Source organism: Sporosarcina sp. UB5, assembly GCF_050859005.1.
Taxonomy (GTDB): Bacteria; Bacillota; Bacilli; order Bacillales_A; family Planococcaceae; genus Sporosarcina.
Map to the genome: position 1 here is coordinate 3,197,548 of NZ_CP125984.1, position 23,496 is coordinate 3,221,043.

The 23,496-nt window shown below is 39.7% G+C and carries 28 protein-coding genes; 10 read left to right on the top strand and 18 right to left on the bottom strand.

From position 1 onward, the window contains the following. Entirely contained in the window at positions 1–1,362 is a 1,362-nt protein-coding gene (locus QM454_RS16065; protein ID WP_432359805.1) for an ATP-binding protein, read from the bottom strand. Positions 1,363–1,567: 205 nt separating this feature from the next. Here QM454_RS16065 and resA point away from each other — a divergent pair, with 205 nt between their 5' ends. Then, on the top strand, positions 1,568–2,107 hold the full coding sequence (gene resA / locus QM454_RS16070; protein ID WP_432359808.1) for a thiol-disulfide oxidoreductase ResA: 540 nt from the start codon (positions 1,568–1,570) through the stop codon (positions 2,105–2,107). Between the two features lie 323 nt (positions 2,108–2,430). Here the strand turns inward: resA and QM454_RS16075 are convergent, their stop codons facing one another. The 6 genes from QM454_RS16075 to QM454_RS16100 all read right to left on the bottom strand — a co-directional run bounded on the left by QM454_RS16075 (position 2,431) and on the right by QM454_RS16100 (position 5,559). Further along, complete coding sequence (locus tag QM454_RS16075; RefSeq protein WP_432359811.1) at positions 2,431–2,892, bottom strand: hypothetical protein; 462 nt, start codon at positions 2,890–2,892, stop codon at positions 2,431–2,433. 541 nt (positions 2,893–3,433) lie between these two features. After that, the gene (locus QM454_RS16080) at positions 3,434–3,736 is read right to left on the bottom strand and encodes a hypothetical protein (protein ID WP_432359814.1); all 303 of its coding nucleotides are present in this window, start codon (positions 3,734–3,736) and stop codon (positions 3,434–3,436) included. A gap of 763 nt (positions 3,737–4,499) precedes the next feature. After that, positions 4,500–4,643: a hypothetical protein gene (locus QM454_RS16085; RefSeq protein WP_432359817.1), complete on the bottom strand. Its 144-nt coding sequence runs from the start codon at positions 4,641–4,643 to the stop codon at positions 4,500–4,502. Positions 4,644–4,667: 24 nt separating this feature from the next. Then, positions 4,668–5,210: a hypothetical protein gene (locus QM454_RS16090; protein ID WP_432359820.1), complete on the bottom strand. Its 543-nt coding sequence runs from the start codon at positions 5,208–5,210 to the stop codon at positions 4,668–4,670. After that, the gene (locus tag QM454_RS16095; protein WP_432364062.1) at positions 5,207–5,350 is read right to left on the bottom strand and encodes an XtrA/YqaO family protein; all 144 of its coding nucleotides are present in this window, start codon (positions 5,348–5,350) and stop codon (positions 5,207–5,209) included. Before QM454_RS16095 ends, QM454_RS16090 begins: the two co-directional genes overlap by 4 nt. Before the next feature lie 71 nt (positions 5,351–5,421). After that, complete coding sequence (locus tag QM454_RS16100; RefSeq protein ID WP_432359822.1) at positions 5,422–5,559, bottom strand: DUF5052 family protein; 138 nt, start codon at positions 5,557–5,559, stop codon at positions 5,422–5,424. A gap of 801 nt (positions 5,560–6,360) precedes the next feature. On the opposite strand from QM454_RS16100, the gene QM454_RS16105 reads away from it, so the two are divergent. The 3 genes from QM454_RS16105 to istB all read left to right on the top strand — a co-directional run bounded on the left by QM454_RS16105 (position 6,361) and on the right by istB (position 9,970). Then, positions 6,361–7,059, top strand: a complete 699-nt coding sequence (locus tag QM454_RS16105; RefSeq protein ID WP_432359825.1) for a hypothetical protein — start codon at positions 6,361–6,363, stop codon at positions 7,057–7,059. Between the two features lie 734 nt (positions 7,060–7,793). Then, the gene (gene istA, locus QM454_RS16110; RefSeq protein WP_432358807.1) at positions 7,794–9,248 is read left to right on the top strand and encodes an IS21 family transposase; all 1,455 of its coding nucleotides are present in this window, start codon (positions 7,794–7,796) and stop codon (positions 9,246–9,248) included. Continuing rightward, entirely contained in the window at positions 9,245–9,970 is a 726-nt protein-coding gene (istB, locus tag QM454_RS16115; RefSeq protein WP_432358809.1) for an IS21-like element helper ATPase IstB, read from the top strand. The genes istA and istB overlap by 4 nt, the downstream gene beginning before the upstream one ends. 431 nt (positions 9,971–10,401) lie before the next feature. Here the strand turns inward: istB and QM454_RS16120 are convergent, their stop codons facing one another. Beyond that, positions 10,402–10,545: a hypothetical protein gene (locus tag QM454_RS16120; protein ID WP_432359828.1), complete on the bottom strand. Its 144-nt coding sequence runs from the start codon at positions 10,543–10,545 to the stop codon at positions 10,402–10,404. A 143-nt stretch (positions 10,546–10,688) separates the two neighbouring features. Between QM454_RS16120 and QM454_RS16125 the strand changes: the two genes are divergently transcribed. Further along, entirely contained in the window at positions 10,689–10,916 is a 228-nt protein-coding gene (locus QM454_RS16125) for a hypothetical protein (protein WP_432359831.1), read from the top strand. Positions 10,917–10,951: 35 nt separating this feature from the next. On the opposite strand, the gene qoxD is transcribed toward QM454_RS16125, so the two are convergent. The 4 genes from qoxD to qoxA all read right to left on the bottom strand — a co-directional run bounded on the left by qoxD (position 10,952) and on the right by qoxA (position 14,759). Next, a complete protein-coding gene (gene qoxD, locus QM454_RS16130; RefSeq protein WP_432359833.1) occupies positions 10,952–11,236 on the bottom strand; it encodes a cytochrome aa3 quinol oxidase subunit IV in 285 nt (94 codons plus the stop codon). Position 11,237: 1 nt separating this feature from the next. Further along, positions 11,238–11,834, bottom strand: a complete 597-nt coding sequence (qoxC, locus tag QM454_RS16135) for a cytochrome aa3 quinol oxidase subunit III (protein ID WP_432359836.1) — start codon at positions 11,832–11,834, stop codon at positions 11,238–11,240. Beyond that, positions 11,821–13,779 (bottom strand): cytochrome aa3 quinol oxidase subunit I, encoded by a 1,959-nt coding sequence (qoxB, locus tag QM454_RS16140; RefSeq protein ID WP_432359839.1) that lies wholly within the window; start codon positions 13,777–13,779, stop codon positions 11,821–11,823. The genes qoxC and qoxB overlap by 14 nt, the downstream gene beginning before the upstream one ends. 77 nt (positions 13,780–13,856) lie before the next feature. Continuing rightward, positions 13,857–14,759, bottom strand: a complete 903-nt coding sequence (gene qoxA / locus QM454_RS16145) for a cytochrome aa3 quinol oxidase subunit II (RefSeq protein ID WP_432359842.1) — start codon at positions 14,757–14,759, stop codon at positions 13,857–13,859. Between the two features lie 338 nt (positions 14,760–15,097). Here qoxA and QM454_RS16150 point away from each other — a divergent pair, with 338 nt between their 5' ends. Continuing rightward, complete coding sequence (locus tag QM454_RS16150) at positions 15,098–15,667, top strand: DUF4256 domain-containing protein (RefSeq protein WP_432359845.1); 570 nt, start codon at positions 15,098–15,100, stop codon at positions 15,665–15,667. A 169-nt stretch (positions 15,668–15,836) separates the two neighbouring features. Next, the gene (locus tag QM454_RS16155; RefSeq protein ID WP_432359848.1) at positions 15,837–16,136 is read left to right on the top strand and encodes a phospholipase; all 300 of its coding nucleotides are present in this window, start codon (positions 15,837–15,839) and stop codon (positions 16,134–16,136) included. Between the two features lie 173 nt (positions 16,137–16,309). On the opposite strand, the gene arsC is transcribed toward QM454_RS16155, so the two are convergent. The 5 genes from arsC to QM454_RS16180 all read right to left on the bottom strand — a co-directional run bounded on the left by arsC (position 16,310) and on the right by QM454_RS16180 (position 20,417). Beyond that, positions 16,310–16,732: an arsenate reductase (thioredoxin) gene (gene arsC / locus QM454_RS16160; protein WP_432359851.1), complete on the bottom strand. Its 423-nt coding sequence runs from the start codon at positions 16,730–16,732 to the stop codon at positions 16,310–16,312. 23 nt (positions 16,733–16,755) lie between these two features. Then, entirely contained in the window at positions 16,756–18,051 is a 1,296-nt protein-coding gene (locus QM454_RS16165; RefSeq protein ID WP_432359853.1) for an arsenic transporter, read from the bottom strand. A 12-nt stretch (positions 18,052–18,063) separates the two neighbouring features. Further along, complete coding sequence (locus QM454_RS16170) at positions 18,064–18,411, bottom strand: ArsR/SmtB family transcription factor (RefSeq protein ID WP_432359855.1); 348 nt, start codon at positions 18,409–18,411, stop codon at positions 18,064–18,066. A gap of 92 nt (positions 18,412–18,503) precedes the next feature. Next, the gene (locus QM454_RS16175) at positions 18,504–18,977 is read right to left on the bottom strand and encodes a GyrI-like domain-containing protein (RefSeq protein WP_432359858.1); all 474 of its coding nucleotides are present in this window, start codon (positions 18,975–18,977) and stop codon (positions 18,504–18,506) included. Between the two features lie 120 nt (positions 18,978–19,097). Next, positions 19,098–20,417 carry a sodium-dependent transporter gene (locus tag QM454_RS16180; protein WP_432359860.1) on the bottom strand — a complete coding sequence of 440 codons (1,320 nt, stop codon included), beginning with the start codon at positions 20,415–20,417 and terminating at the stop codon, positions 19,098–19,100. Positions 20,418–20,580: 163 nt separating this feature from the next. On the opposite strand from QM454_RS16180, the gene QM454_RS16185 reads away from it, so the two are divergent. Next, on the top strand, positions 20,581–21,078 hold the full coding sequence (locus QM454_RS16185) for a TspO/MBR family protein (protein WP_432359863.1): 498 nt from the start codon (positions 20,581–20,583) through the stop codon (positions 21,076–21,078). Between the two features lie 46 nt (positions 21,079–21,124). On the opposite strand, the gene QM454_RS16190 is transcribed toward QM454_RS16185, so the two are convergent. Continuing rightward, entirely contained in the window at positions 21,125–21,538 is a 414-nt protein-coding gene (locus tag QM454_RS16190; protein ID WP_432359866.1) for a pyridoxamine 5'-phosphate oxidase family protein, read from the bottom strand. Positions 21,539–21,718: 180 nt separating this feature from the next. On the opposite strand from QM454_RS16190, the gene QM454_RS16195 reads away from it, so the two are divergent. Both QM454_RS16195 and QM454_RS16200 read left to right on the top strand, forming a co-directional pair. Continuing rightward, the gene (locus tag QM454_RS16195) at positions 21,719–22,879 is read left to right on the top strand and encodes an acyl-CoA dehydrogenase family protein (RefSeq protein WP_432359869.1); all 1,161 of its coding nucleotides are present in this window, start codon (positions 21,719–21,721) and stop codon (positions 22,877–22,879) included. Next, positions 22,876–23,433 (top strand): SLOG family protein, encoded by a 558-nt coding sequence (locus tag QM454_RS16200; protein WP_432359872.1) that lies wholly within the window; start codon positions 22,876–22,878, stop codon positions 23,431–23,433. The genes QM454_RS16195 and QM454_RS16200 overlap by 4 nt, the downstream gene beginning before the upstream one ends. Positions 23,434–23,496 lie beyond the last annotated feature (63 nt).

Here is a 23,496-nt window from a genome sequence, read left to right on the forward strand (position 1 = left end):
TTACAATTTCACTATAAATTTACTTCCTTTTCTCATCTCGCTTTTTACTTCAATTGTTCCTCCATGCGCTTCTACCAATTCCTTTACAATTGCGAGTCCAAGACCAGATCCACCAAACGATCTAGAACGCGATTTCTCGATTCTAAAAAGCTTCTCAAAGATCATGTCAATTTGTTCTTCCGGGATTCCAATTCCTTCATCAGTGACTGTTATAACAGTTCGATTTTGTTCTTTGGAAATTTCAAACTCTACAGTTGTGTTTACATTTGAATATTTTAATGCATTATCCAATAGGTTTAGTACAATCTGTTCAAGTCGTAGTGGATCTGCATGAATCTGAAAATCCTCTTTGTATATCAAATCCAGATTTACGTTCTTTAATGCAAAAGAAGGTTCGACAAGTCGATAAATATCTTCAGCAAATTTCCGGGTTGAAAAATTCATCTTAGAAACAACGAATGTCATTTCATCCATTTGCGCCAAGTCCATCAAGTTCTTCACGAGATCTTTCATTCGATCAGATTCTTCAGCAATAATCATCAGATAGTGATTTCTTTCTTCTTCGGATAAATCATGTCTCATAGCCACTTTCAAATAGCCAATCATATAGGTTAGCGGTGTACTTAACTCATGAGAAATGGATGCAAGAAACTCATTTCGTTCCTTTTTCATTCTTTCCAAATCGTTGGCTAGTTTCCGAATTGCAATCGATAATTCGCCAAGCTCGTCATTGCCCCCTACTGGAAGGCTTACATCGAATTTCCCTTCGCTTAATTTCTCCGTCGCTTCCTTCATTTTAATCAAAGGCCGAGTAAGAAATTTGGACAAAATCGAATAGATGACAAACAGGATAACGATTATTGCACCTCCAGCTAAACCGAAGTGGAAATTCAGTTTGCGTACTAGCCGTTCAATTGGTTCGGTGCTCTGAAACATCAACACATATCCTGAATTATTCTTATCGATTTTATATGGATGAGCGCTTATGATGTAAGGGGAATCTTCCCATTCTGGTTTTACGATCCGGTCATTTTGAACCAGGGAATTTTGTAAGGTGGATAGCGACGGTAGTATGTCTTCCAATTTTTCATCTGAACTTCGGATGACATCACCTTCCTTGCCGGTAATGATAACTCCCCTGTCCCCTTCCGCCTCCATTAATACAATGTGCGTGAGTGTCTCATCAGAATAATGGTCTATTAAGACATTTCGGTGGTTCGAACCGGTCGCTAACAAGCGGAAATATTCTTCATCTATTCTTGTATGAACAATGTTTTGGTGCAAATACATCATTAGCATCGTTTCAAGGACGAGGAAAGAGATGATAAAATACGCAGCAAGTTTTTTTGAAATTTTATTCACAGTTTGTTCCCCTCTCCTTATGCAATTAGTATAGAAAATAATTGTCAAAAAGATATGCAGACGAAGGTGGAATCACTGAGGAGCCTTGAATTCATGACTTATTTGTGTCTGCATATCTTTTTCAAAGTTCTTTAGTATAGTAATCATTATAGGACATTTCAGCATACGATCCGTGTTTTGTAGACATTGAAAGGAGCATGTATCATTGAGCAACAAAAAAAGGAATCGCTTTATTTTCAGATTACTTACATTATCACTTCTAGCAGCAGCCATTATTTTTACAATATACACTGGTTTTGCAAAAGAAAAATATGATGTGTTAAAGGTAGGGGATTATGCCCCAGACTTTGCGCTTATTGATTTAGATGGGAAAGAACATCGGTTATCGGAGTATAAAGGACAAGGGGTCTTTTTAAACTTTTGGGGGACTTGGTGTGCTCCATGTAAAAAGGAAATGCCTGCAATGGGGCGACAATATGAGGTATATAAAGACCAAGGAGTACAAATATTAGCAGTCAATATTGCGGAATCAGATTTTAAGGTACGTACATTTGCGGATCAATATGGCATGGTTTTTCCTACATTAATTGATGAGACGAAAAGCGTTATGCAAACATATAATGTTAAACCGTTGCCTACCACTTTTCTAATCAACCCGGAAGGTAAGATTGTAAGAATTATTACGGGGGAAATGTCAGAAAGTGATATTAAAGGATATATGGAAGAGATCAAGCCGGTTGAATAAACTATATTCTAAAGATAAGTCCTGATTTCGCACATAAAATGTTTGATAACTTTACGATGTCTGTAAAACTCTTTGAGGGCGATGTAAATTTTATTAGAAAACGAATTCTGATTATATTATTGAAGCCTTGGAGATCGAAACCGGAATAATGAAAGATAAAGCTAGTAGCTTGCTCGAAAACTGAACAATATGAAATAAAAGAAGTGGAGGAGGCATAAGCCCTCTCCACTATCATTCATCCCAAGCACTGCAAACCATCACAGCCGCTCCTTTTATTTTAGAAATAGAAAAAGCACCCCGAAGGTGCTTCAATTAAATTTCATTTACCTTTTCGTGAATAATTTATGAGCGTTTTGCTTAAAATCCTCTGCATTCTTTTTATGTTGTTCTCTAATCAGTTTGTAATTTTCGTTTTCTCTATTAATCAAGCTTTCAATCTCTTTCTTCGCCTGAACAAAAATACTATGTCGAGAAACAAACCACGAAAGGTTATCTTCTTTATTTTTCACAGCTTCCATTAATTCGAATTGCAAATCGAAGAATGTTCTAAAATAATTCTCAATCTCTGCAAATCCACTTAATATCTCGTTTTGCTGATAAAAATTTTGAGCAAAGGAAATATATATAGCAGAATTATTCATAAGGCTAACTGCTATAGCGTATTTGTTATCATCATTAGCAAACTCCTTTGAGTTAACTAAGATATCAACTGCAGAATCTGCTCCGTGAAAAGAATTGCGAATACGTTCAACAATATTTTGTAACACAAAAATTCCCTCATTCATTATTCTCACCCCCTTCTTAGACGTTATTCGCCAAAAAAGTTGAAATCCCTATGTGAGCCGCATAAGAAATAACACCAAAGATATTCGAACAATAGATAATAAAGGATTTTTTCTTCTTATGTCGAATCATGTTATAAATATACATGTAAGGGAGTTGATTTGTTTTGCAACTAGAAGAAGCTAAAGATTTGAGGATATCATGGGGAGACAAGCCTTGTAATCACCCTAACGTCGTTAAAGAATATTATTTAGGTACAAGCACAGGAGATTATGTGTGTACTCAATGTGGGACCTCTGGTTGGGGAAAGGATTGGAACAAAAAAGATCATTAAAATCCTATAACGGGTTCGGTTGATGGGGAGAAAAGCGCAATTAACAACGTAAAATAACAGGTTAACCAGCATATATTTCAACAGTGAAATAGCTATATAAAAAACAAGTAAAAACGCTCTGATTTTCGAACTGCACCCCAATTGTTGAACATAATCTAATAATTGGAGGTGCAGTTTTTCTATGGCAAAGTATTCCCAGAAGTTTGCTATCAATTGAAGCTTTCCACGCTCGGAAAATCTGTATAACCTACATACATCACATTTCCGGTATAATCTACAAGCTTAACATAAGCCACCCTATCTCCATAAGGAGTAAACGAGCTTTTTCTAAAATGTCTTCTATTTTGGTCCGTTATTAGCCTGTCATTTCTGATTTCCCCAAGATAATTACCATTCTTGCCATATACTTCTTTGTCATAAAACTTTCCAACATGTTTTCCTTCATGTGTCCACAGGTTGTCGCCATCCCTATATCCGAAACACTTGCCTCCCCAAGTCCATAGCCATTTCATATTTACACCTCCCCATGACAATGTTATCAGAATAGGAGGAAATCACCAAGGTAATTATTCGTATGTATCGAGGCTTGTGGAGGGGTATGGTCGCTCGAACGCACCCCCTCTATTATTCTCCCCCTCTACTAATATAGACTTCGTACGTCAAAGACCATTTATTCATCGTCTTCCTGTTCTTTTTCAATCTCCCTTTCAGTTTTACCGCAACTAGAACAGAATGATTCGCTATAACAATTAGGGCAACTCACCAAGTATTGCATACACTCTTCACACCGCATTACGACGCTTCCTTATCTACTTTTCTTTAACTTTGCTCCTCGCCCGCTAAATGTACTGTTGCACGATCCGTTTCTTCAACCCCAATTCATTCGCAATCCTACCCGTGCTCATTCCCTATCCTTCATGAAGACATAGCATCGCCTTTCATGATGTGACATGGACGCAAAGATATCGGCTAAAATCATTAGCTCTTCTTTGCTAATATACAAGTGTTTATGGCCCTCTTCCAACTGCTCAGTTATGTCTGGAATTATGTCCATGCTTGTAATGTACTGCTTTTGAAAAACAGCCCTTTTTTTCAGCTCCACGATATGTACGCGGACGAGAGATCTCTTTTTCGATCAATTGATCTTGCGATGTCCTCATCACCTCACTTCCTTTTGTGAAATAAAAAAGAGGACAACAATGATATAGCATTACGCTGTAATCAAGGTTGTCCTCCAGTTGACTGGCGGGGACTATTTATTTTTAAGTTCCGGTCCTACTTATCTTCTATCTCCTCATTCGTATACCAGTTCAGTGGATTGTATCCTTCGTTCAGACTTTGCATCGGTAAACCTTCAGCTGTAATGCCCTCGTCTTGATCGTTTTGAACATCTCGATTTTCTTCTTTTTGTTTTTTCACTTTGTCCACTCCTATTAAAATGAATTATGAAAGTACAGATTTTATTATTGAAAATACTACAAACACAATTACCAAGCTTATTAATGTATATTTCAACCATCTTACTCCGTTGTTAAAGTCGAGAGCTTTCTCTTGATTAAGGCTTCTATTTTGCTTTATATAATCCTGATGAGACTTAAAAATATTTCTTTGTGTCTTTAACAGAGACTCCTCTAAAATTTTGTCGGTTATAGCAGGAATATTGACCCCATTATAACCTTTAGTCAAAATCACTTTAAGTAAATAATGTAAGGATTTCAAAATTGTAATTAGAGGTATGCACAACAAAACTGTAATTGTTAAGTATCCAACAACTTCTATAATATTACTTGCGTTTTTCCAATAAGAGAAATCCAGTAGGTTTAATATCAACGTGATTAGCACACCGATTAAAGCCAGCGAAACACCCGCCCTGATCTCGATTTCTCGTTTTCTCTCCCTCTCAAACTTAACATATTCCAAACCTAAATCTGAATACAAGTTTGCGACTCTAATTTTTTCGTCTGTTTCAAGTTCTTTTTCTTTCAAAACTCAACCCCCTCATCGAAATTAACACGAGTCACTTTACCTTTATACGTCTTGATCGTCGTATCGGCATGCCGAGGAAGTTTAGCCATCTTAGCTCTCCTTTCACTAAGCACTATGACGCACGTCTCAGGTAGTTCCATTATATCAACTTTTAGAATGTTTTTGGAATCTATATGCAATTTTTAAGTCTCTTAGTGTTACCCCGTTCGATTTATTCTAGGCAGGACAGCCCCAGCCTATAATGGCCGTCTATTAAAACACCCGTTGATTTGTCAATGTCCGTTTCAAAATAGGAGACATTGTCACCTACGAAGGTTGCTAATGGTTTGCCAGATTGGCAGCGTATCAAAATGACTTTACTTTTCCCTGTAGTGATTTTTCCTGTCGTTCACCATTCGATTAACAATAGGGATAGATCAATCGAGATTTTCGATATGACCATTTTTGTGTACTCATAGAACACATCAGTTAATCCTGTTTCGTGTAAAATCAAGCCTGCTACCGACATGGATCACAGACTCGTCACCGACTGTAAAACCAATCACAGAAGATTTTTCGATGGTATTCCCATCGCTATCTATTAAACCGAATTTCTTATCGGCGCCTAACCACGTTCAGAAAGGATATAGATATTGTTTGCCGCAAACTTTAACATCAATTATATCCACGGCATCAACAAATCGTTACCGACTCATATTAATTGAGCGATTCACTGCCCTAAATTTACAATATAAGTTGAGTAAAATAATTTCGAAACTTTATTTAATAATGTAGTCAGCCTGAAGCTTTTTCTTCTACTCTCTCTTTAACTTTTCCCTTGCGGCTCGATGTACCGTTGAACAGACCATTGCTTCAATCCTAGCCAATCTGCAACTTTCCACATTCCTTTCCCTTCATGTAGTGTTGCAATCAAATGTTGTCCTATAGTTGGCCAGGTGGACTATTTTTCATTTACTATTATGAGCAATTCTGCTCCTTTAGAATTGCTATCCTTTGCTGGTCAAGTTTACCTTGGTGTCAATATATTCATCACTAGTTAATCTCACGGCGATTCTAGATGGAAGTCTAACTCCCGTTGATTACCCATACATAAAGTGCTACCATTAACATAAACTTGCATTTTCAATTTTATTTTGAGGAGGTTTTACACATGAAAACTTGTTTTATCGTTTGCCCAATTGGTAAGGATGGTTCGGATACCCGAAAGAACTCCGATACTGTATTAGATTTCATCATTGAGCCGATTTGCAAGGAACTCGGATTTACAGTCACTCGTGTCGATAAATTATTTGGGGTTGATAGGATTGATAATACTATCTATCAACATCTGACTGATGCTGACCTGGTTATTGCTGATATGTCTGAGCATAATCCAAATGCCTTTTACGAAATGGGCTACCGTCACGCTCTTAAAAAGCCACTTATTCCAATCATGGTAGAAGGAACGGAAATACCGTTTGATTTAGCAAGTTTACGAACCATCACCTATGCTACAAACGATTTACAAAAGGCTGAAAAAGCTAAGAATCGCCTAAGAGAAACAATCCAATCGTTCGATTTTTCTAAAGAGGACTCAACGGAAAATCATCATACAGAAACTCAACAAGTAAATTTAGTTCCGCACTTGTTAAAAATACAAGATGAGATTGTAGAATTGAAAGGACTCATACAGCATAAGAATGATGAAGTAGCTGCTACAGCGGTTGATCTTGCAATGCAACAAATCCAAAAGACAACAACAGATCCACAAAATAAAATGATGGAAATTCTTCTTCCTCAAATGTTCAGTAACCCTGAACAATTTGTTAATTTTGTGGACGTGGCCAAGAAAATGGGTCTTGATAAATAATCTATTTGCCTATCCGATGTGACCACTAAAAGTTAGATTTTTGTATTATACAGCCAATTGGCTGGTGTGAAGATTGTATTAAACCGGACTCATTCTAGCCAATCTCTGTTTGATTCGTTTGTTGTAATACTGGATACTGGCTTCGATGTCTCGTTTCAATTCTTATTTAGTTGTTCCGTGGCGGTTGCATTCTGTTAGTATGCCTTCAATGGCGCTCGCTACTTTCCAACAAATGTCCGACAGACAATCGTGCTTTAATTCCCCAAAAACAATGATAAAGGATTTCATCTCAATGGTTCTGTTATACAAAGGCAGTTCATTCTAAATTATCCGCAACAACTGATTTTTTGAATAACTTGATATCCGGATTATCAGCACTATTCGGAACTTGCCTTGCAAGGCTATTAATCCAACCTAATACAAATGTTGTAACTACCTATTTACTTGCACTACTTGATTTCTTTTTCAGCACTAAACAATTATTAATATGTTCTGTTATATGCTGTTACAATTACGAAAGTAATACAGACCACCTGATTACCTTTTTGTCTGCAATTTGTCCGCATAATTAATTTTCTGTACCGAATGTGTAGTGCAAAATAGAAGTACATAGTTTTGAAAAGAAAAAGTACATAACGTTGCAACTGAAGTTTCAATAAAAAAAGGCTTGCCAGCCTTCCAAAATCTCTCTACTGTATTGGTGTCGAATCAAATGCAGTGGAGGTTGAAAGGAAATGCTGACAATGCCTGAAATTAATTGTATCAAACTGATGAGGAATCAGAAATCATTTTCTATAAATCACATATCAAAGACTTTAGGAATCAATTGGAGAACGGCTAAAAAGTACGCAGATGGTGATCAACTGCCGAAAGAAAAGGAAAGAAAAAAATCCGGAATGATGTACACGGAAAAGTGGGGAGAAATTGTTGGAGATTGGCTTTGGGAGGATCAAAAACTAAAGAAGAAGGACAGAAGGACAAACAAAGGAATCTTTTCTGACTTACAAAAGCTAGGGTTCAAGGGGTCCTACAGGACCGTTTCATATTTCATTAAGGACTGGCGTGAAGGAAGGGAAGATATTGAAGATGAAACAAAAGATAAAAACTTCGAGAGACTAATTCATCCACCTGCTGAAGCGCAATTGGATTTTGGATTAATGCAAGCCGTACAGGATGGGAAATATAGAGACGTTCATTGTTTAGTCATGTCCCTCCCCTTCAGCAACAGCGCTTACGCCATTCCATTACCAGGAGAAAATCAAGAGTGCCTATTACATGGGATGAAAAGGATATTCAATCAACTAGGGGGCATACCGAGGAAGATTCGTATTGACAACATGAAGACGGCTGTCGTTAAACCAAGGAACCGAAATGAAGAGGCTGTTTTCACAGATGAATTCCTGCAATTTGCCAATCATTATGGCTTCGAACCTCAAGCATGTAATCCGTATTCAGGAAATGAAAAAGGAAATGTGGAAAATAAAGTTGGGTACGTTCGATATAACTTTATAACTCCAGCGCCCGTCATAGAAGACTTGGAACACTTAACAAAGATACTTGAACAGCAGCTAACTGTGGATCGGGAGCGCGTTCATTATAAAAAGCAAGTTCCGTTACAAGAACTACTTGAGGAAGAACATCAATATCTCTTAGCGTTACCTGAAGAAGATTATCCAGTCTTCAAAGAAGAAAAAGCGAAAGCGAACAAGTATGGAGAAATCACTTTGGATAAAGTGAAAGTATATGTACCGAAAGCTTATAACTATCCAAGTCTGTCTGTCATAAAGTATTGGGATCGATTCAAGGTACTATCTCCTCACGGAGAAATCTTGTATGAGGATCATCGACCTTATATGCATAAGAATCGTGAGATTCCATGGAAAGCTATCTTAACATCATGGTTAAGCAAGCCGCGAGCAGCAATCTATTCTCGTTTTTCAGCCTATCTACCAGGCCGTATATATGAATACATAAATATCTCGAATCTAATGATTCGCAAAGAGCGTCTAAACTGGATTCTAGCGCTACTAGCCACCCACGACATGAATGAAATTAATGAGGAGTTCTATGAGCTAATAAATGGACAATCGGACTCTTTAAAAGAGCCGGTAGCACACCCTTATGATGTTGATTGGAATAAATATGATCAACTTCAGGTTGGCCCAAAGATTGAAGGTGAGATACAGTGACGGCGGATTTGAAAACAATGTGCAAGGTCTTGCGACTAGCCCACGTCAATGATATTTATTCGGATATAGCTTATGAGAATTCAGTTCAATTTCTGGAAGATTTATTTCGGAAAGAGCTACAGCTACGGGAAGAAACGAAGGCTGAACGATTAATAAAAAAGGCGAAGTTTCTACAGAAGAAGTCACTTTCATCGTTTCAATGGAATGAGAAGATCCATTTTCCTTCTCACATTGATTCGCACGAACTTTGTACACTGAATTTTATCGGGCGCAAAGAAAATGTGATTTTAACCGGTGCTCCTGGCACAGGCAAGACTCATTTAGCAACGGGTCTTGGTTACGAGGCCTGTAAGCAAGGACTAGAGGTCCGTTTTTATAGGGTGTCAGACTTGGCTGAGGCGTTAGAGAAAGCATGGCAAGAGGGAAAGTTGGTACAGTTCAGAAGTCGTTTTAAAAGTGTTGATCTGATCATATTGGATGAGATGGGTTATGTTCCTTTTAACAAGGAGGGAGCAGAGCTCCTTTTCCAACTCATCTCTGACTGGTACGAACAAAAAAGTTTGATCATCACTTCCAATCTGGAATTTAGTCAATGGAACCGCGTGTTTAGCGACTCTAGATTGACTGCCGCTTTAGTCGATCGAGTGATCCATCATGCCCATATATTGAATTTTACGGGAGATAGTTTTAGGGTGACCAACGCTTTATCACGACAAAAATAAACTAAATCGAAGGCTGGCAAGCTTGTGTATTTTTCTTTGCATTCTTCTGCACTTTTATCTTGCAAAACACACCGAATTTGATTTACTGAATTAATTCTTCATATCGCTTAATCGCTATTAAATCGGATTTCAATAAACTCAACTAACTCTCCTTAACCAGTTTGTTAAAGGGATACAAAATTGACAGGGTAGAGGTCGCTGGTTCGAGCCCAGTCGGAATCATTGGGTGCCAAACCCGTAGGAAGGTTGTCGGAACAACAACCTTCTCCAAAAACAGTCCTATTAGGCCGGATGCCTAGGGACTGTTTTTTTTGTGTTTTTCTACTGAATATCAGCAATAATTTTTTCCAAAACTCAACCTCAATGATATTTATATGTTATATGTTAAGAACAAAAAAGCACTCAATAAATGAGTGCCGTATAATCACGTTTTATTGATTATTATTCTGTTGTCTTTGTTCTGACGGTTCTTCTGTTGGATCCGGTTCGTCTTCATCAACACCATTGCATCCGAACAATAATCCTGCTGATAAAAGGACTGATGCAAAGGTGAAAATAGTTTTTTTATGCTTCAAACAAAACCCTCCCTTCTTCTCAGATTCATGTTATTTTGCGTAATCTCATTGTTATTATGCATTTATCACCCTTGAAGATAACTCTAAAAAAGTTTGACAATTTTGTGAACAAGTTGAATAATAGAGAAAAGGGGTGGTTATCAATGGAAGCTAGGTTAAAGATGTTGAATTCCGTTAAGGTTGTCGGTCTTACAGTGCTAGCGATTGGAATCTCCATTTTCTTGTACGGTTTCTTTGTAAGCGATTACAGTGCAATAACAGGCATCGGAATTGGTACTGTAATGGGAGCTATTTTCATTTTCATAATGGGGGTATTCTTTGTTGCAACTGAGGAAATGTTGGAGAAGGTAGATAAGCGTGGCTTTCATTAAAAAAGGAGCGTCCATAAAGGCGCTCCTTTGCTGTACTATTTCATATCCCAAACTAATATTAGTAACGTTCCGAAGACGGTGACGAGCGCGATAGCAACTCCGTAATAAATATTTGCGTAAATCGCCATTTTATCTTCTGACTCACCAGGATGCATAAAGCCGACTAGCTGAACAGCCGCTTGTATGAATGCCGTCGCTAATAGTATCGTCATTCCTACTGCAAAAGATAGCTCCATGAAGTAGACAGTCAGTGCCGCTGCAGTAAGAACTAACGAAAAGACAAATCCCATCACTTGTTTACGTGGAAATAATTCGCTCATTTCACATCATTCCTTTCAAGTAGACGAAGCTGAAGATAAAGATCCAGACGACATCTAAGAAATGCCAGTAAAGCGAGAAGATGAATGATTTGTTAGCCGTTTCTGGCGTAATACCACGTTTTTTCACTTGCATAATGATGAACAAGCCCCAGAAGAGACCGAATGTAACGTGCGCTCCGTGCGTACCTAACGTTGTTAAAAGAACTCCCGTGAAAGCACTCACCTGAAGGCCTGCTCCAATTTGAGCGTAATGTACGAACTCATAAATTTCCACACCTAAAAATGCGAGGCCGAGAAGCAATGTAATCGAGAAAAATGTTATCATCGCATTTTTTCTACCGATTCGCATTGCATGAACGCCAAGACCAATCGTAAAGCTGCTCGTTAATAGCAAAATGGTCTCAATGAGAACTGGTGCAATTTCAAAAATCTCCGCTCCGGTCGGTCCGTTCCCTGTACGATGTTCCAATGTGAAATACGTTGCAAACAGAGTCGCAAACAACATCACTTCAGCTCCGAGGAAAACCCAAAAACCGAGTATATTCATCTTATTCTGATCCGTACTATATTCGAGTGGAAGCGCGTTATCGTTTTTCATTCACGAACACCTCGCCCTCTTTTTCTATTTCCTCAATTTCTTGAACAGGAATGTAATATCCATCGTCTTTTTCAAATGAACGGTGAGCCATGCAGGCAAAGAATCCAATTGTCGTAATGATCGCCGGAATCCACATGCTGAATACGAACGAGAAGCCCCAGACGAAGAAGATACTACTCATAATAAACGGCACTCCGCTGTTGTTCGGCATATGAATCTTTTCAATTTCCCCTTTAAATAAAGGTACTCCCTTTTTCTTATAGTCCCAAAACGCTTCAATTGATTCTACATGTGGCGTCCGCGCAAAGTTATAGTATTGAACAGGCGTTTGTGTCGCCCATTCAAGTGTACGAGCATTCCACGGATCGGGACCGATATTTCGCGGTGAATAACGCGTACTATAATAGACGTTATAGACGATGATCGCAAAGCCAATTGCTAGACCAACCGCCCCTATGAAAGAAATCATATTCAATAAGCCAAATCCTGTTGCTTCAGAATATGTATACATCCGACGTGCTTGCCCATCCAACCCAGAGAAGAACATCGGGAAAAATGTGACGTTGAAGCTGACTGCGATAAACCAGAATGCCCATTTTCCAATCCGTTCATTAAGCATGAAGCCAAACATTTTTGGCCACCAGTACGTAAGACCTGCAAGCATCGCGAAGACGACACCAGGGATAATTGTATAGTGGAAGTGCGCAACTAAGAACATCGTATTATGGTACTGATAATCGGCACTCGCCATACCGAGCATGACCCCGGTCACCCCACCAATTGTGAAGATTGGAATGAACCCGATTGCGTAGAGCATCGGAACCGTAAACTCGATTCGACCTTTCCACATCGTCAATAACCAGTTAAAGATTTTGATACCGGTAGGAATGGCAATCGCCATCGTCGTTATAGAGAAAATACTATTGCTTAATGGCCCTTGCCCCATCGTAAAGAAATGGTGCGCCCAAACAAAGAATGATAGGAATGAAATTATGACAATTGAAGCGACCATCGTATTGTAGCCATACAGGTTACGTCGTGAGAAAGTAGAAACGACCTCACTATATACACCGAAGGCAGGCAATATGAGGATATACACTTCAGGATGTCCCCACACCCAGAATAAGTTCGCCCACAGCATATCCATCCCGCCATTTGTCATCGAGAAGATATGGGCACCAAATAGACGATCCATCGTCCCCAACAAAAGTGTCACTGTCAGGACTGGGAATGCGAAAACGACAATCGCATTCGTAATAAGTGCTGTCCATGTGAACATTGGCATTTTCATTAATGTCATACCAGGAGCTCTCATTCTAAAAATCGTCGTAATGAAGTTAATGCCCGAAATCAACGTACCAAAACCGGCAATTTGAATCGACATGAGATAGTAGTTCGTTCCTACCGATTGACTGAAGTCATTTCCAGCAAGCGGGAAATACGAAGTCCAACCCGCGTCAGGAGAACCGCCGACAACGAATGAAATATTAAATAACATCGCACCCATAAAGAACAACCAGAAGCTAAGCGCGTTCAATCGAGGAAACGCTACATCTCTTGCCCCAATTTGTAAAGGCACTACTAAGTTCATAAGTGCATAAATAAATGGCATCGCCATAAAGATGATCATAACAACCCCGTGGGTCGTGAAAACTTCATTATAATGTTGGGCATCTAATAATTTGTTGTCAGGTACAGCAGTTTGTGCCCGCATCATCAGTGCATCGACCCCGCCACGGAACAACATAAGCAATGCGGAGATCAGATACATAATACCGATTCGTTTATGGTCAACAGTTGTTAACCATTCACGCCATAAGTAACCCCATTTTTTAAAATAAGTTAATCCTACGATTATCACAATTACCGTAAGGCCAATGGCAACCATAGATGCGTAAATTGCAGGACTCGGATGAGGAATAGCAAATCGATCAAAGTAATCCATATTTGTCGTACTCCTTTCTGAATTTATTCATGACAGAAATGGTTAGTAAATACGAATCTAGTAATTTTAAAACTGTTCTAATGACCCGCCTCTTCGTCATCATTAGCATCATTGGAATCGTGCTCATCTTCGTTTGAATGACTTGAACCATGATCGTGACCCTCAGGCGGCGGCAAAAACTCCAAGTGCGTACCACTAAACGTCATTTGCCCAAGATGGCCCGGCTCCAGTAATTCAGTAAATTTCTCTTCTGTTAGAGGCTCGGCTGTCGCTTTTACATCTTCCACCCATTTATCGAACTCCTCGGCTGACATTGCCTCCACGTGGAAGATGTGTTCAGCGAAGCCTTTCCCGCTAAAGTTCGCATTTCTTCCTATGTATTCACCAGGGACCTCGGCTGCTAAATGTAATGTAGTGATCATATCCGACATCGCATATTTTTGTCCCCCAAGTTGAGGAATCCAGAAGCTTGTGATTGGACCGTGTGAGTAAATTTTAAATTCCAATGCTCGATCCGTCGGGATATATAAATAGTTAACCGTTTCAATATTTTCTTCCGGATAACTAAAATGCCATTTCCAGTCTGAGGAAGAAGCGTAGATAACTAATGGTTTCTGATCTTCATATCCTTTTGGCGTCGCCTCAACTTCATAATTCGATTTGACTGTGATGATCGAAAGAAAAATGATAATAATAACCGGAATTCCGACAATGATCGATTCGACTATCGCATTCCCTTCGATATGCGGAGGTTCATAATCCTCGCTCTGTTTTGAAGCCTGGTATTTATAAATGACATAAATCATTAAAGCAAAAACAGAGATAACAACAATGGCCATCGTCCAAATTGAAATCCAAATAACTTTGGCCGTCGTTTCAGCTTGAGGCCCTTTCGGATCCAGAACCATTAGCGGTTCGCAACCTGTTAACAACGCAAAAACGCCGATCATTAATGTAAGTAAAGCCCATTTCCTTTTCATGGAACTTCCCCTTTCTATTGTTTTTTAAAACAAAAGAAACAGCGTGCAGTGTAATAATATTTCGTAATCTATGCTCTCAAAACATATCTTAATATAATAAAAAAGTAAAAACAATTAGTATTTATACACTTCACAACATCTTCATAACAACTTCATTAAAACTCAATACAACAGACACAAAATGTACAATGAAAATAAATATTTTATATAAAAATTAAAATACCACCAATATTATTATTTATATTGATATGCATTCCAAGAGCAAATCAGCTAGCAATTGTTTTTAACTAATAGCTTTCTTGTATATACTAAGAACAATAAGCAAGGAGGAGACGAACATGACAAACGCAAATAATATGGAGTTGTTACATGAACAACGGGAGGAGTTAATCGGAGTATTGAAAGCCCGTTTCGAGAAAAACATGCACCGCCATGAAGGCATTGAATGGGTGAACGTCCAAGCAAAACTTGAAGCTGCTACTGAAAAGCTATGGTCGCTCAATGAAATGGAAAATACCGGCGGCGAACCGGATGTTGTCGGTTATGATAATAAGAAAGATGAATACATTTTTTATGATTGTTCTCCAGAAAGTCCAAAGGGCCGTAGAAGTGTTTGTTACGACCGCGCAGCGCTGGAGTCTAGAAAAAAACACAAACCAGAAACAAGCGCAATGGATATGGCAACTGCCATGGGCATTGAATTGTTAACCGAAGAACAATATCGAGCGTTACAAAAATTGGACAAGTTTGATTTGAAAACGTCGAGCTGGGTGGAAACACCTGGCGATATCCGCAAACTTGGTGGGGCGATCTTCTGTGATCGACGCTACGACACTGTATTTATGTACCACAACGGCGCAGATTCCTACTATGCTGCAAGAGGTTTCCGCGGCTCGCTAAGAGTCTGAGTTTTACTGACATCTACAATTGAATTAATCAAACAAAAGAATCCCTTAATGCTATGAATATGGCATTAAGGGATTTTCGTCATTTCTCGTAGGTTCACGCTTATGTGCTACCACAAATTGTTGAATAAAATATAATACTATTTACTGTGTAACTTAACTCGAAAAGGAGGTGACTCCGTTGTCATCCGAAAAAAATAAACGGTTTCGCTTTTGTGTCTTTCCGGGATATAACTGGTGTGGTCCTCGTTGTAACGGGCCAGGAGATCCTGTTAATGAAGTAGACGCGGCGTGTAGAGCGCACGATAAATGTTACCGCCTATACGGCGATCGTTGCCATTGCGACAATGAATTACTTCGACGCCTTCAACCTTATTTATATGAACACACACAAATGGGACGACACGCGCGTATCCTCTACAATTACATCCGGTTTCAAAGAACATTTACTTGTAATCATTTCAGAAGATGAATTGCCAGAATTGTGTGGCCGCCTGTGCATCATACATTTATGACAATTCAATACGATGTATATAAATACACTTCATTGAATAACAAAAGCTTAAATACCAACTTTTCAACAACTACATTATGCAATTGTAGTGTATTGACTGAATAGTGTGCTGCACAGGCACCGAACAAAGCTCATTCCCCTGTTTCGTTAAATCGTTCTATTCTCAAACCAATTTCATCTCGTACCCGTTGGAAGAATGCCCACTTTTCCTCTTCCGTTCCCGTCGCTTTTGCTGGGTCATCGAATCCCCAGTGAGCACGTTTAATATGTGGTGGGGTCATCGGACATTTGTCCGCGGCATCTCCGCAAAGTGTGACGACAAAATCAGCATTGTTCAGTACATCCATATCAATGAGGTCTGACGTTTGAGTAGAAATATCGATCCCGATTTCATTCATCGCTTTTATTGCGTTCGGATTGACTCCGTGCGCTTCAATGCCTGCGCTTTTCACAATCCATTCATCACCGAGGATTTTCGTTCCCCATCCTTCAGCCATTTGGCTACGACAAGAGTTACCTGTACAGAGGAAATAAAGAGTCTTCTTTTTCTCCATGATTCACACTTCCTTTTCCTTAATTAAATAATTAATAACCAAACGTACAATCCGACAAGCGTGATGAAAAGTGTAGGGATCGTCAAAATAATTCCAACTTTAAAGTACGTTCCCCAGCCAATCTTTACACCTTTTTGCGAAAGGACATGCAACCATAGCAACGTTGCGAGTGAACCGATTGGAGTAATTTTAGGTCCTAAATCTGACCCGATAACGTTGGCATAGATGAGCGCTTCACGTATTGGTCCAGTCGTGTTCGTTTCCGCAATTGCGAGTGCATCAATCATAACTGTTGGCATATTGTTCATGATGGACGATAAAAATGCTGCAATGAAGCCCATTGAAACCGTCGCTACAAAGAGGCCTTGGTCAGCTGCCAGTTGAATAACTTTTGCTAGGACACTCGTCAACCCGGCATTTTTCAATCCATATACGACGACATACATGCCGATTGAGAAGAAGACGATTGCCCACGGAGCCCCTTTTAACACTTGTTTCGTTTGAACAGCGGGGCTTCGCTTCGCCATGCCTAAAAAGAAAATCGCTACAATTCCAGCGATAAACGATACGGGTAGTCCAATAAACTCACTCGAGAAATAGCCAACGAGCAAAATACCGAGCACTCCCCAAGATAGCCGAAACATTTTGTGATCTTTTATTGCATCTTTCGGCTGCTTCAAATTAGCCACTTCATATTTTCCAGGGATACTCTTTCTGAAAAACAAATACAAGACGATAATACTTGCGACTAATGAAAATAAGTTCGGAACAATCATCCGCGAGGCATATTCAGCAAAACCGATGCCGAAATAATCGGCTGAAACAATATTAACTAAGTTACTCACAACTAATGGCAACGAAGTCGTATCTGCGATAAATCCACTCGCAATGATGAATGGAAAGATCATTTTATCGCTGAAGTTCAAATTTCGAACCATCGCCAATACAATCGGCGTCAAGATTAACGCCGCGCCATCATTCGCGAACAACGCCGCTACGATTGCACCAAGAAGGCTCACATAAACGAACATGCGCAGCCCGCTCCCCTTCGCTAACCGCGCCATATGTAAGGCAGACCATTCAAAAAATCCGATTTCATCTAATATCAGCGAGATGATAATAATTGCAACGAAAGCAAGTGTTGCATTCCAAACAATGCCCGTGACATCGAGCACATCCGTAAAGTCAACGACACCAAGTAACAATGCAATGATTGCCCCGGCACATGCAGACCATCCAATCGAAAGATTTCGAGGCTGCCAAATAACAAAAATGAGCGTAATAATAAAAATCAATAATGCAGTTATGATTAAATACAAAAGTCTTCCTCCCTATTCACAACAAATCCGCAAACCTTGCGCTACCAACTCTGAAATTGAGTCATCCTGATCCGGTAAGTGATTTAAAATACTTGAGATCAATGGATAATCTTCATGATCTTGATTAATTGAATAAAAAATCCACTGCCCCCTTCGCTCCTCTTTCACCAACTCAATATCCCTCAATTTCCGTAGATGTTGACTAATTGCAGGCTGGCTCATCTTAAAGATCTCGACAAATTCACACACACAGCAATCATGTGACTCAAGCAATTTCATCATCGTCAATCTCGTCTTATCACCGAGAAGCTTTAATATTTGTGATGCCTTTTGCAAATCAATCGATTCTGTTGTTTTCATTTATCTTCACTCCTCGTTAGTATCATATAATTATATGCTTATATGCGCAAGAAGAAAAAATCGGCCATCATTACGGATAGCCGATTTTGTTATCAATGGATCGGTATTAATATTTCAACGACTTCTTCCTCGGCTCCCTCTTCAAGATAAAAGATCTCAATTGGAAATGATTTGTCGTACCATTTTTGCTTGTATCCATTCTCGCCCATCCACGTAAATAATTTGGAATACCCTTCACCAATCGTCTTATTGGAACAACTAATTTTGGCATATTCCGTCATCGGAAGTTTTATTCCGATCATCCCTTCAGGTATTTCCGTAAGCTCATCGACTTCCACACATGCGAAATAAGTGGCGACGATATCATTGCACATATACGGACTAATTAGAACTTGCTTGTTCTTGCAATATTTAACTTCATCCACCCGTTTCTCAAAATTTATTTGAACTTTGATAGCAGCATCCGGGAACGACTCTGGAAAATTTGCTGTTATGCTTTGGCCAACCAACTGGTATTCCTTTTGAACAATTTCGCATTCAAAAGTAGCTATCGTTTTTACTTCCATATGATCTCTCCTTTTCAATTTCTTAATGAATAGAATTCTCCGCGTTATTTGCATTCTCCTTTCTATTTCATCAAAAATAAAAAGCATCCTTCATTATGAAGAAATGCTTTTTATGACTTATTAATTTACAAACGATGCGATAAAAATAATAATAATTGCTAGCGGTGCAATGAAACGGACGATGAATTTCCACGTATGATGCAAGAATGGATTCATTTTAAGCTCATCAGCCGTTTCTGCAGTCGTTAATATAAGGCCCGCAAAGATTGAGGTGAGAAGTGCACCTAAAGGTAGACCAATCCGACTAGTTAAAATATCCGCAAAATCGAAGAAAGTTCCCCCTGGCATCTTCACATCTGATAAGAAGCCAAATGATAAAGCACTTGGAATTCCGACGATGAAAATTAATAATCCGAAAACCCAAGCTGCTGTTCTTCTCCGCTCCAGTTTCTGACGTATCCCTGTCGAGACAACAATTTCCAACATTGCGATGGACGACGTCAACGTAGCGAATAACAATAAAACAAAGAACAGAATTATGAAAAATCCTCCAAACGGTATTTCATTGAAAATCGCAGGCAATACGACAAAGATCAAGCCAGGCCCTTCAGCTGGCGAATGCCCAAGTGCAAATACTGCCGGAAATATGACGATACCCGCGAGTAGCGAGATGAAAATATTCAATATGGAAACATTGAAAGCGGATTGCCCAAGGCGCTCCTCTTTCGACAAATAGGATGCGTACGTCATCATTGCTGTGACACCGACGCTTAATGAGAAAAATGCCTGTCCAAGCGCAAGCAAGAATGTCTTACCTGTTAAATACGACCAGTCTGGAACGAATAGGAAGCGAATCCCTTCCATCGCCCCTTCGAGTGTCAATGATCGTATTGCCAAGACGATGAAGAAGATGAAAAGCAAAGGCATCATCCACCGGCTTGCCCGCTCAATTCCGCCAGAAACCCCACTTTGGACAATCCATATCGTCAAAATCATGAACACAGCTTGCGCAATTAGCACTTCTGCAGGATTCGCAATAATCGCGCCAAAAAGTCCACCATAATCAGCAACATCAAGACGAAACAGAATCGCCCTTACCAAGTAGGATAAAATCCACCCACCTACAACGCTATAAAATGATAATAGGATAAAGGAACTGAGTAACCCCATCCATCCAATCAAAAACCATGGCTTTCCTGGAGCCAATCTTTTTAATGATGTGACAGCATCATGCTGTCCCCTCCTACCGATGACAAATTCAGCTAGCAAGATTGGCAATCCAATTGCCAATGTACAAATGATGAATAACAGTACAAATACACTTCCGCCATTCGTACCCGCCATATATGGAAATTTCCAAATAGCACCAAGTCCAATTGCACTTCCAGCCGCCGCTAATACAAATCCTATCTTCGACGTCCATTGCTCACGTTGTTTCATTTAATCACTACCTTCTCTGCAAATTCTCCGATGAATATTGTAATAGTATAGCGTAGAATTTATGGAATCAATACTTTTTTTATTATTGCGCATACTTGACCTCGTTATTTTGTTTTATTGCATCATTAATGGGAACGATGTACGTAACTAAGGAGGTGGTACAGTGGAACTTTTAAACGTGAACGGTCGGATGGATAGAAAGCGGTTAGCTATCGGTATTCTTATCCCAATTATCGGTGGATCTATTACAGGATGGTTAGCAAATCGGAATGCCGAGGAAAAGTATGCCAAGCTCGACAAGCCTTCTTTCTCACCACCCCCTGCAACATTCCCAATCGTTTGGACTGCCCTTTATGGAATGATGGGACTTGCAAAGTACCGAGTAGAGAAAAAAAGGGAGCAAGGGTATGGGCATAAGAGCGCAATCCCCGTTTATGAAATGCAGCTCGGTCTCAATTATTTGTGGTCGTTTTTATATTTCAGATGGGGACTAAGAGGCGCTGCCCTTGTTGAAATGACCATTTTGCTTGCAGCCATCGCATTGACGATGTATGAATTTTACCAGGTTGACCGGACTGCAGGTTCACTAATGATTCCTTATATCGGATGGGTCGTTTTTGCTTTGGCCCTGAATTATGCAACTTGGAAATTGAATGAGTAATACGTAGAGAAAATCCCTTGCCTAAACATCAGCAAGGGATTCCTCTTCAAAATTGAATATCTTGAGGTTCTTCTCCATTATTATTCATAAGTCGCATCGAATCAGGGGTGACTTTTAGAATGACGAGATCTGGATCGTCAGGACCAGTAAACCAAGGCTTCATATGATCATTCCACACCTTCTCTTTCAAACTTTCCTCATCAGAAATCGTTACCGTTCCCATAATTTCCAAATACGAATCCCCAAACCCTTCACCATCATAGCCAATTAAAATATGCGTATTCGGATTCCTCTCAAGCTCATCCACTTTATCGGTCTCTTTTGAAGTCGCCGTATAGAGCGTAAAGTCCTCATTAAAAAATGTCATATACCTACTGAAAGGCTTGCCTTGTTGAACAGTCGCCATCGTGCCGACATAGCTTTCATCCAGTATTTTACGTGCTGTTTCTTTTGCATCCATTTGCAATCCTCCTCAATTGTTGTCTTCCTTAACTGTTCCTAAATTCGAGGAGAACTAAACATTTTAGGCTTGTATGGAACTAATTTTAATCACAAGACATTTGAAATCTATTTTCCAACAAACGATGACTCGTCACGTATAATAGACATAATGCATTTGTTGAATAAAGGATGTGTCTACATGTCAAAGGAGCTTTTCATCACAACAGATTTACAAAGAGAATGGATGGAAAAATTAACTACGCTTGAAAATGCCATACGGGCCTCAGCAGAACAGACAGACCGACTTGCCGCCTTTCCGAAAGAAAATATACAATCGCTCGTTGTAATGGGCTATTCGAAACTTACACTACCGAAAGAATATGGTGGGGGCGGAATTTCTGTCACAGATATGATCCTTATGCAGGAGATGATTGCATCCTACGATGGTGCAACCGGATTATCGATAGGATGGCATCAAGGCGTCGTCGGCGATCTTTATGCAAATGAGCTATGGGAAAAGAACAATTTAGAACGGTTTGCAAAAGAGGTTTTGAACGGCGCATTAGTGAACCGCGCGGTAAGTGAAGCCCAAACCGGCAGTCCGACGCGCGGTGGACGTCCGCAAACAACGGCGGTCAAAAAGGATGGACATTGGGTCATTAATGGACAGAAAAATTTCACTTCAATGTCGCCCGTCCTCACTCATGCACTCGTTTCGGCATGGATTGAAGAGCGAGAAGGTACCGGCTTCTTCCTCGTTGACCAAACAAGCGAAGGCGTATCGATTAAAGAAACTTGGAATATGATTAGCATGCGTGGTACGGAAAGCCATGACTTAGTTTTAGATAATGTAACAGTTAGTGAGGAAGACTTCGTCGAGTTCAGCGAAGGGCCACGCGGAGAAAAATTAAATGGATGGCTACTCCATATTCCTGCCTGCTATTTAGGAATCGCTCAAGCTGCCCGAGATTATGCCGTAAAGTTTGCTGTTGAATATAGTCCGAATAGCATTCAAGGAACGATTTCTGAATTGCCAAATGTCCAAAGCCATATCGGACACATCGACTTAGAATTAATGAAAGCGCGGCACTTCCTATACAGTGTTGCTGGGGCTTACGATAATTCGGAACGTCGCAAAGCAATGAATCAGGAATTAGGGGCAGCGAAGCATGTCGTAACAAATGCCGCAATTCGTATTGTCGATCAAGCGATGCGTGTCGTTGGCGCAAAAAGCTTGGAGCTAACCAATCCGTTACAACGCTATTACCGGGATGTACGGGCTGGATTGCATAATCCACCAATGGATGATATGGTCATTTCTAAATTGGCGCATGCCGCAATCGAAGGAATGAGTAAATGATTAAAAGACTTGTCATAACAGGCTATAAAGCACATGAATTAGGGATTTTCAATGATAAACACCCAGGCATCGGAATTATTAAAAAGGCATTGGAAAACCGATTGACTCCCCTACTTGATAGCGGACTTGAATGGGTAATTATTAGCGGCCAACCGGGAGTGGAAACGTGGGCTGCAGAAACAGTCATTGACTTACAAGATATGTATCCAGAGTTGAAATTTGCCGTTATCACTCCTTTTCAAGAACAGGAGAAGAATTGGAACGAGGCGAAAAAGGAAGCGTATCATTTTATCCTTGCGCATGCGGATTACAGCGTTAGTTTAACGAAACGCCCTTACGAAGCCCCTTGGCAATTCATTGAGCGGGATAAGTTTTTATTGCGGAATTCCGATGGGATTCTGATCGTCTATGACGAGGAAAATGACGGTTCCCCGAAGTTTATGAAGAAGATGGCATTGGAATTTGCGGAGACGAGTGATTACGAGGTACTTACGATTTCCGCCGATGATTTACAACTCGTTGCAGAGGATTTGCAGAGGCAGGATTGGGATTGAGAATACAATTTCACCACCTCGTCAGAATGTTACATCATAACACTCAATTCGTTCGTATATGTA

Bases quoted from the DNA above. Each gene is read 5' to 3' on its own strand.
- QM454_RS16075 (WP_432359811.1), bottom strand. From the start codon at position 2,892: ATGAATGAGGGAATTTTTGTGTTACAAAATATTGTTGAACGTATTCGC.
- QM454_RS16190 (WP_432359866.1), bottom strand. From the start codon at position 21,538: ATGGATGCAAAAGAAACAGCACGTAAAATACTGGATGAAAGCTATGTC.
- QM454_RS16200 (WP_432359872.1), top strand. From the start codon at position 22,876: ATGATTAAAAGACTTGTCATAACAGGCTATAAAGCACATGAATTAGGG.
- QM454_RS16125 (WP_432359831.1), top strand. From the start codon at position 10,689: ATGGAAGCTAGGTTAAAGATGTTGAATTCCGTTAAGGTTGTCGGTCTT.
- qoxB (WP_432359839.1), bottom strand. From the start codon at position 13,779: ATGGATTACTTTGATCGATTTGCTATTCCTCATCCGAGTCCTGCAATT.
- QM454_RS16150 (WP_432359845.1), top strand. From the start codon at position 15,098: ATGACAAACGCAAATAATATGGAGTTGTTACATGAACAACGGGAGGAG.
- qoxD (WP_432359833.1), bottom strand. From the start codon at position 11,236: ATGAGCGAATTATTTCCACGTAAACAAGTGATGGGATTTGTCTTTTCG.
- QM454_RS16095 (WP_432364062.1), bottom strand. From the start codon at position 5,350: ATGGAACTACCTGAGACGTGCGTCATAGTGCTTAGTGAAAGGAGAGCT.
- qoxA (WP_432359842.1), bottom strand. From the start codon at position 14,759: ATGAAAAGGAAATGGGCTTTACTTACATTAATGATCGGCGTTTTTGCG.
- QM454_RS16080 (WP_432359814.1), bottom strand. From the start codon at position 3,736: ATGAAATGGCTATGGACTTGGGGAGGCAAGTGTTTCGGATATAGGGAT.
- QM454_RS16180 (WP_432359860.1), bottom strand. From the start codon at position 20,417: ATGAAACAACGTGAGCAATGGACGTCGAAGATAGGATTTGTATTAGCG.
- QM454_RS16170 (WP_432359855.1), bottom strand. From the start codon at position 18,411: ATGAAAACAACAGAATCGATTGATTTGCAAAAGGCATCACAAATATTA.
- arsC (WP_432359851.1), bottom strand. From the start codon at position 16,732: ATGGAGAAAAAGAAGACTCTTTATTTCCTCTGTACAGGTAACTCTTGT.
- QM454_RS16175 (WP_432359858.1), bottom strand. From the start codon at position 18,977: ATGGAAGTAAAAACGATAGCTACTTTTGAATGCGAAATTGTTCAAAAG.
- QM454_RS16195 (WP_432359869.1), top strand. From the start codon at position 21,719: ATGTCAAAGGAGCTTTTCATCACAACAGATTTACAAAGAGAATGGATG.
- qoxC (WP_432359836.1), bottom strand. From the start codon at position 11,834: ATGAAAAACGATAACGCGCTTCCACTCGAATATAGTACGGATCAGAAT.
- istA (WP_432358807.1), top strand. From the start codon at position 7,794: ATGCTGACAATGCCTGAAATTAATTGTATCAAACTGATGAGGAATCAG.
- QM454_RS16105 (WP_432359825.1), top strand. From the start codon at position 6,361: ATGAAAACTTGTTTTATCGTTTGCCCAATTGGTAAGGATGGTTCGGAT.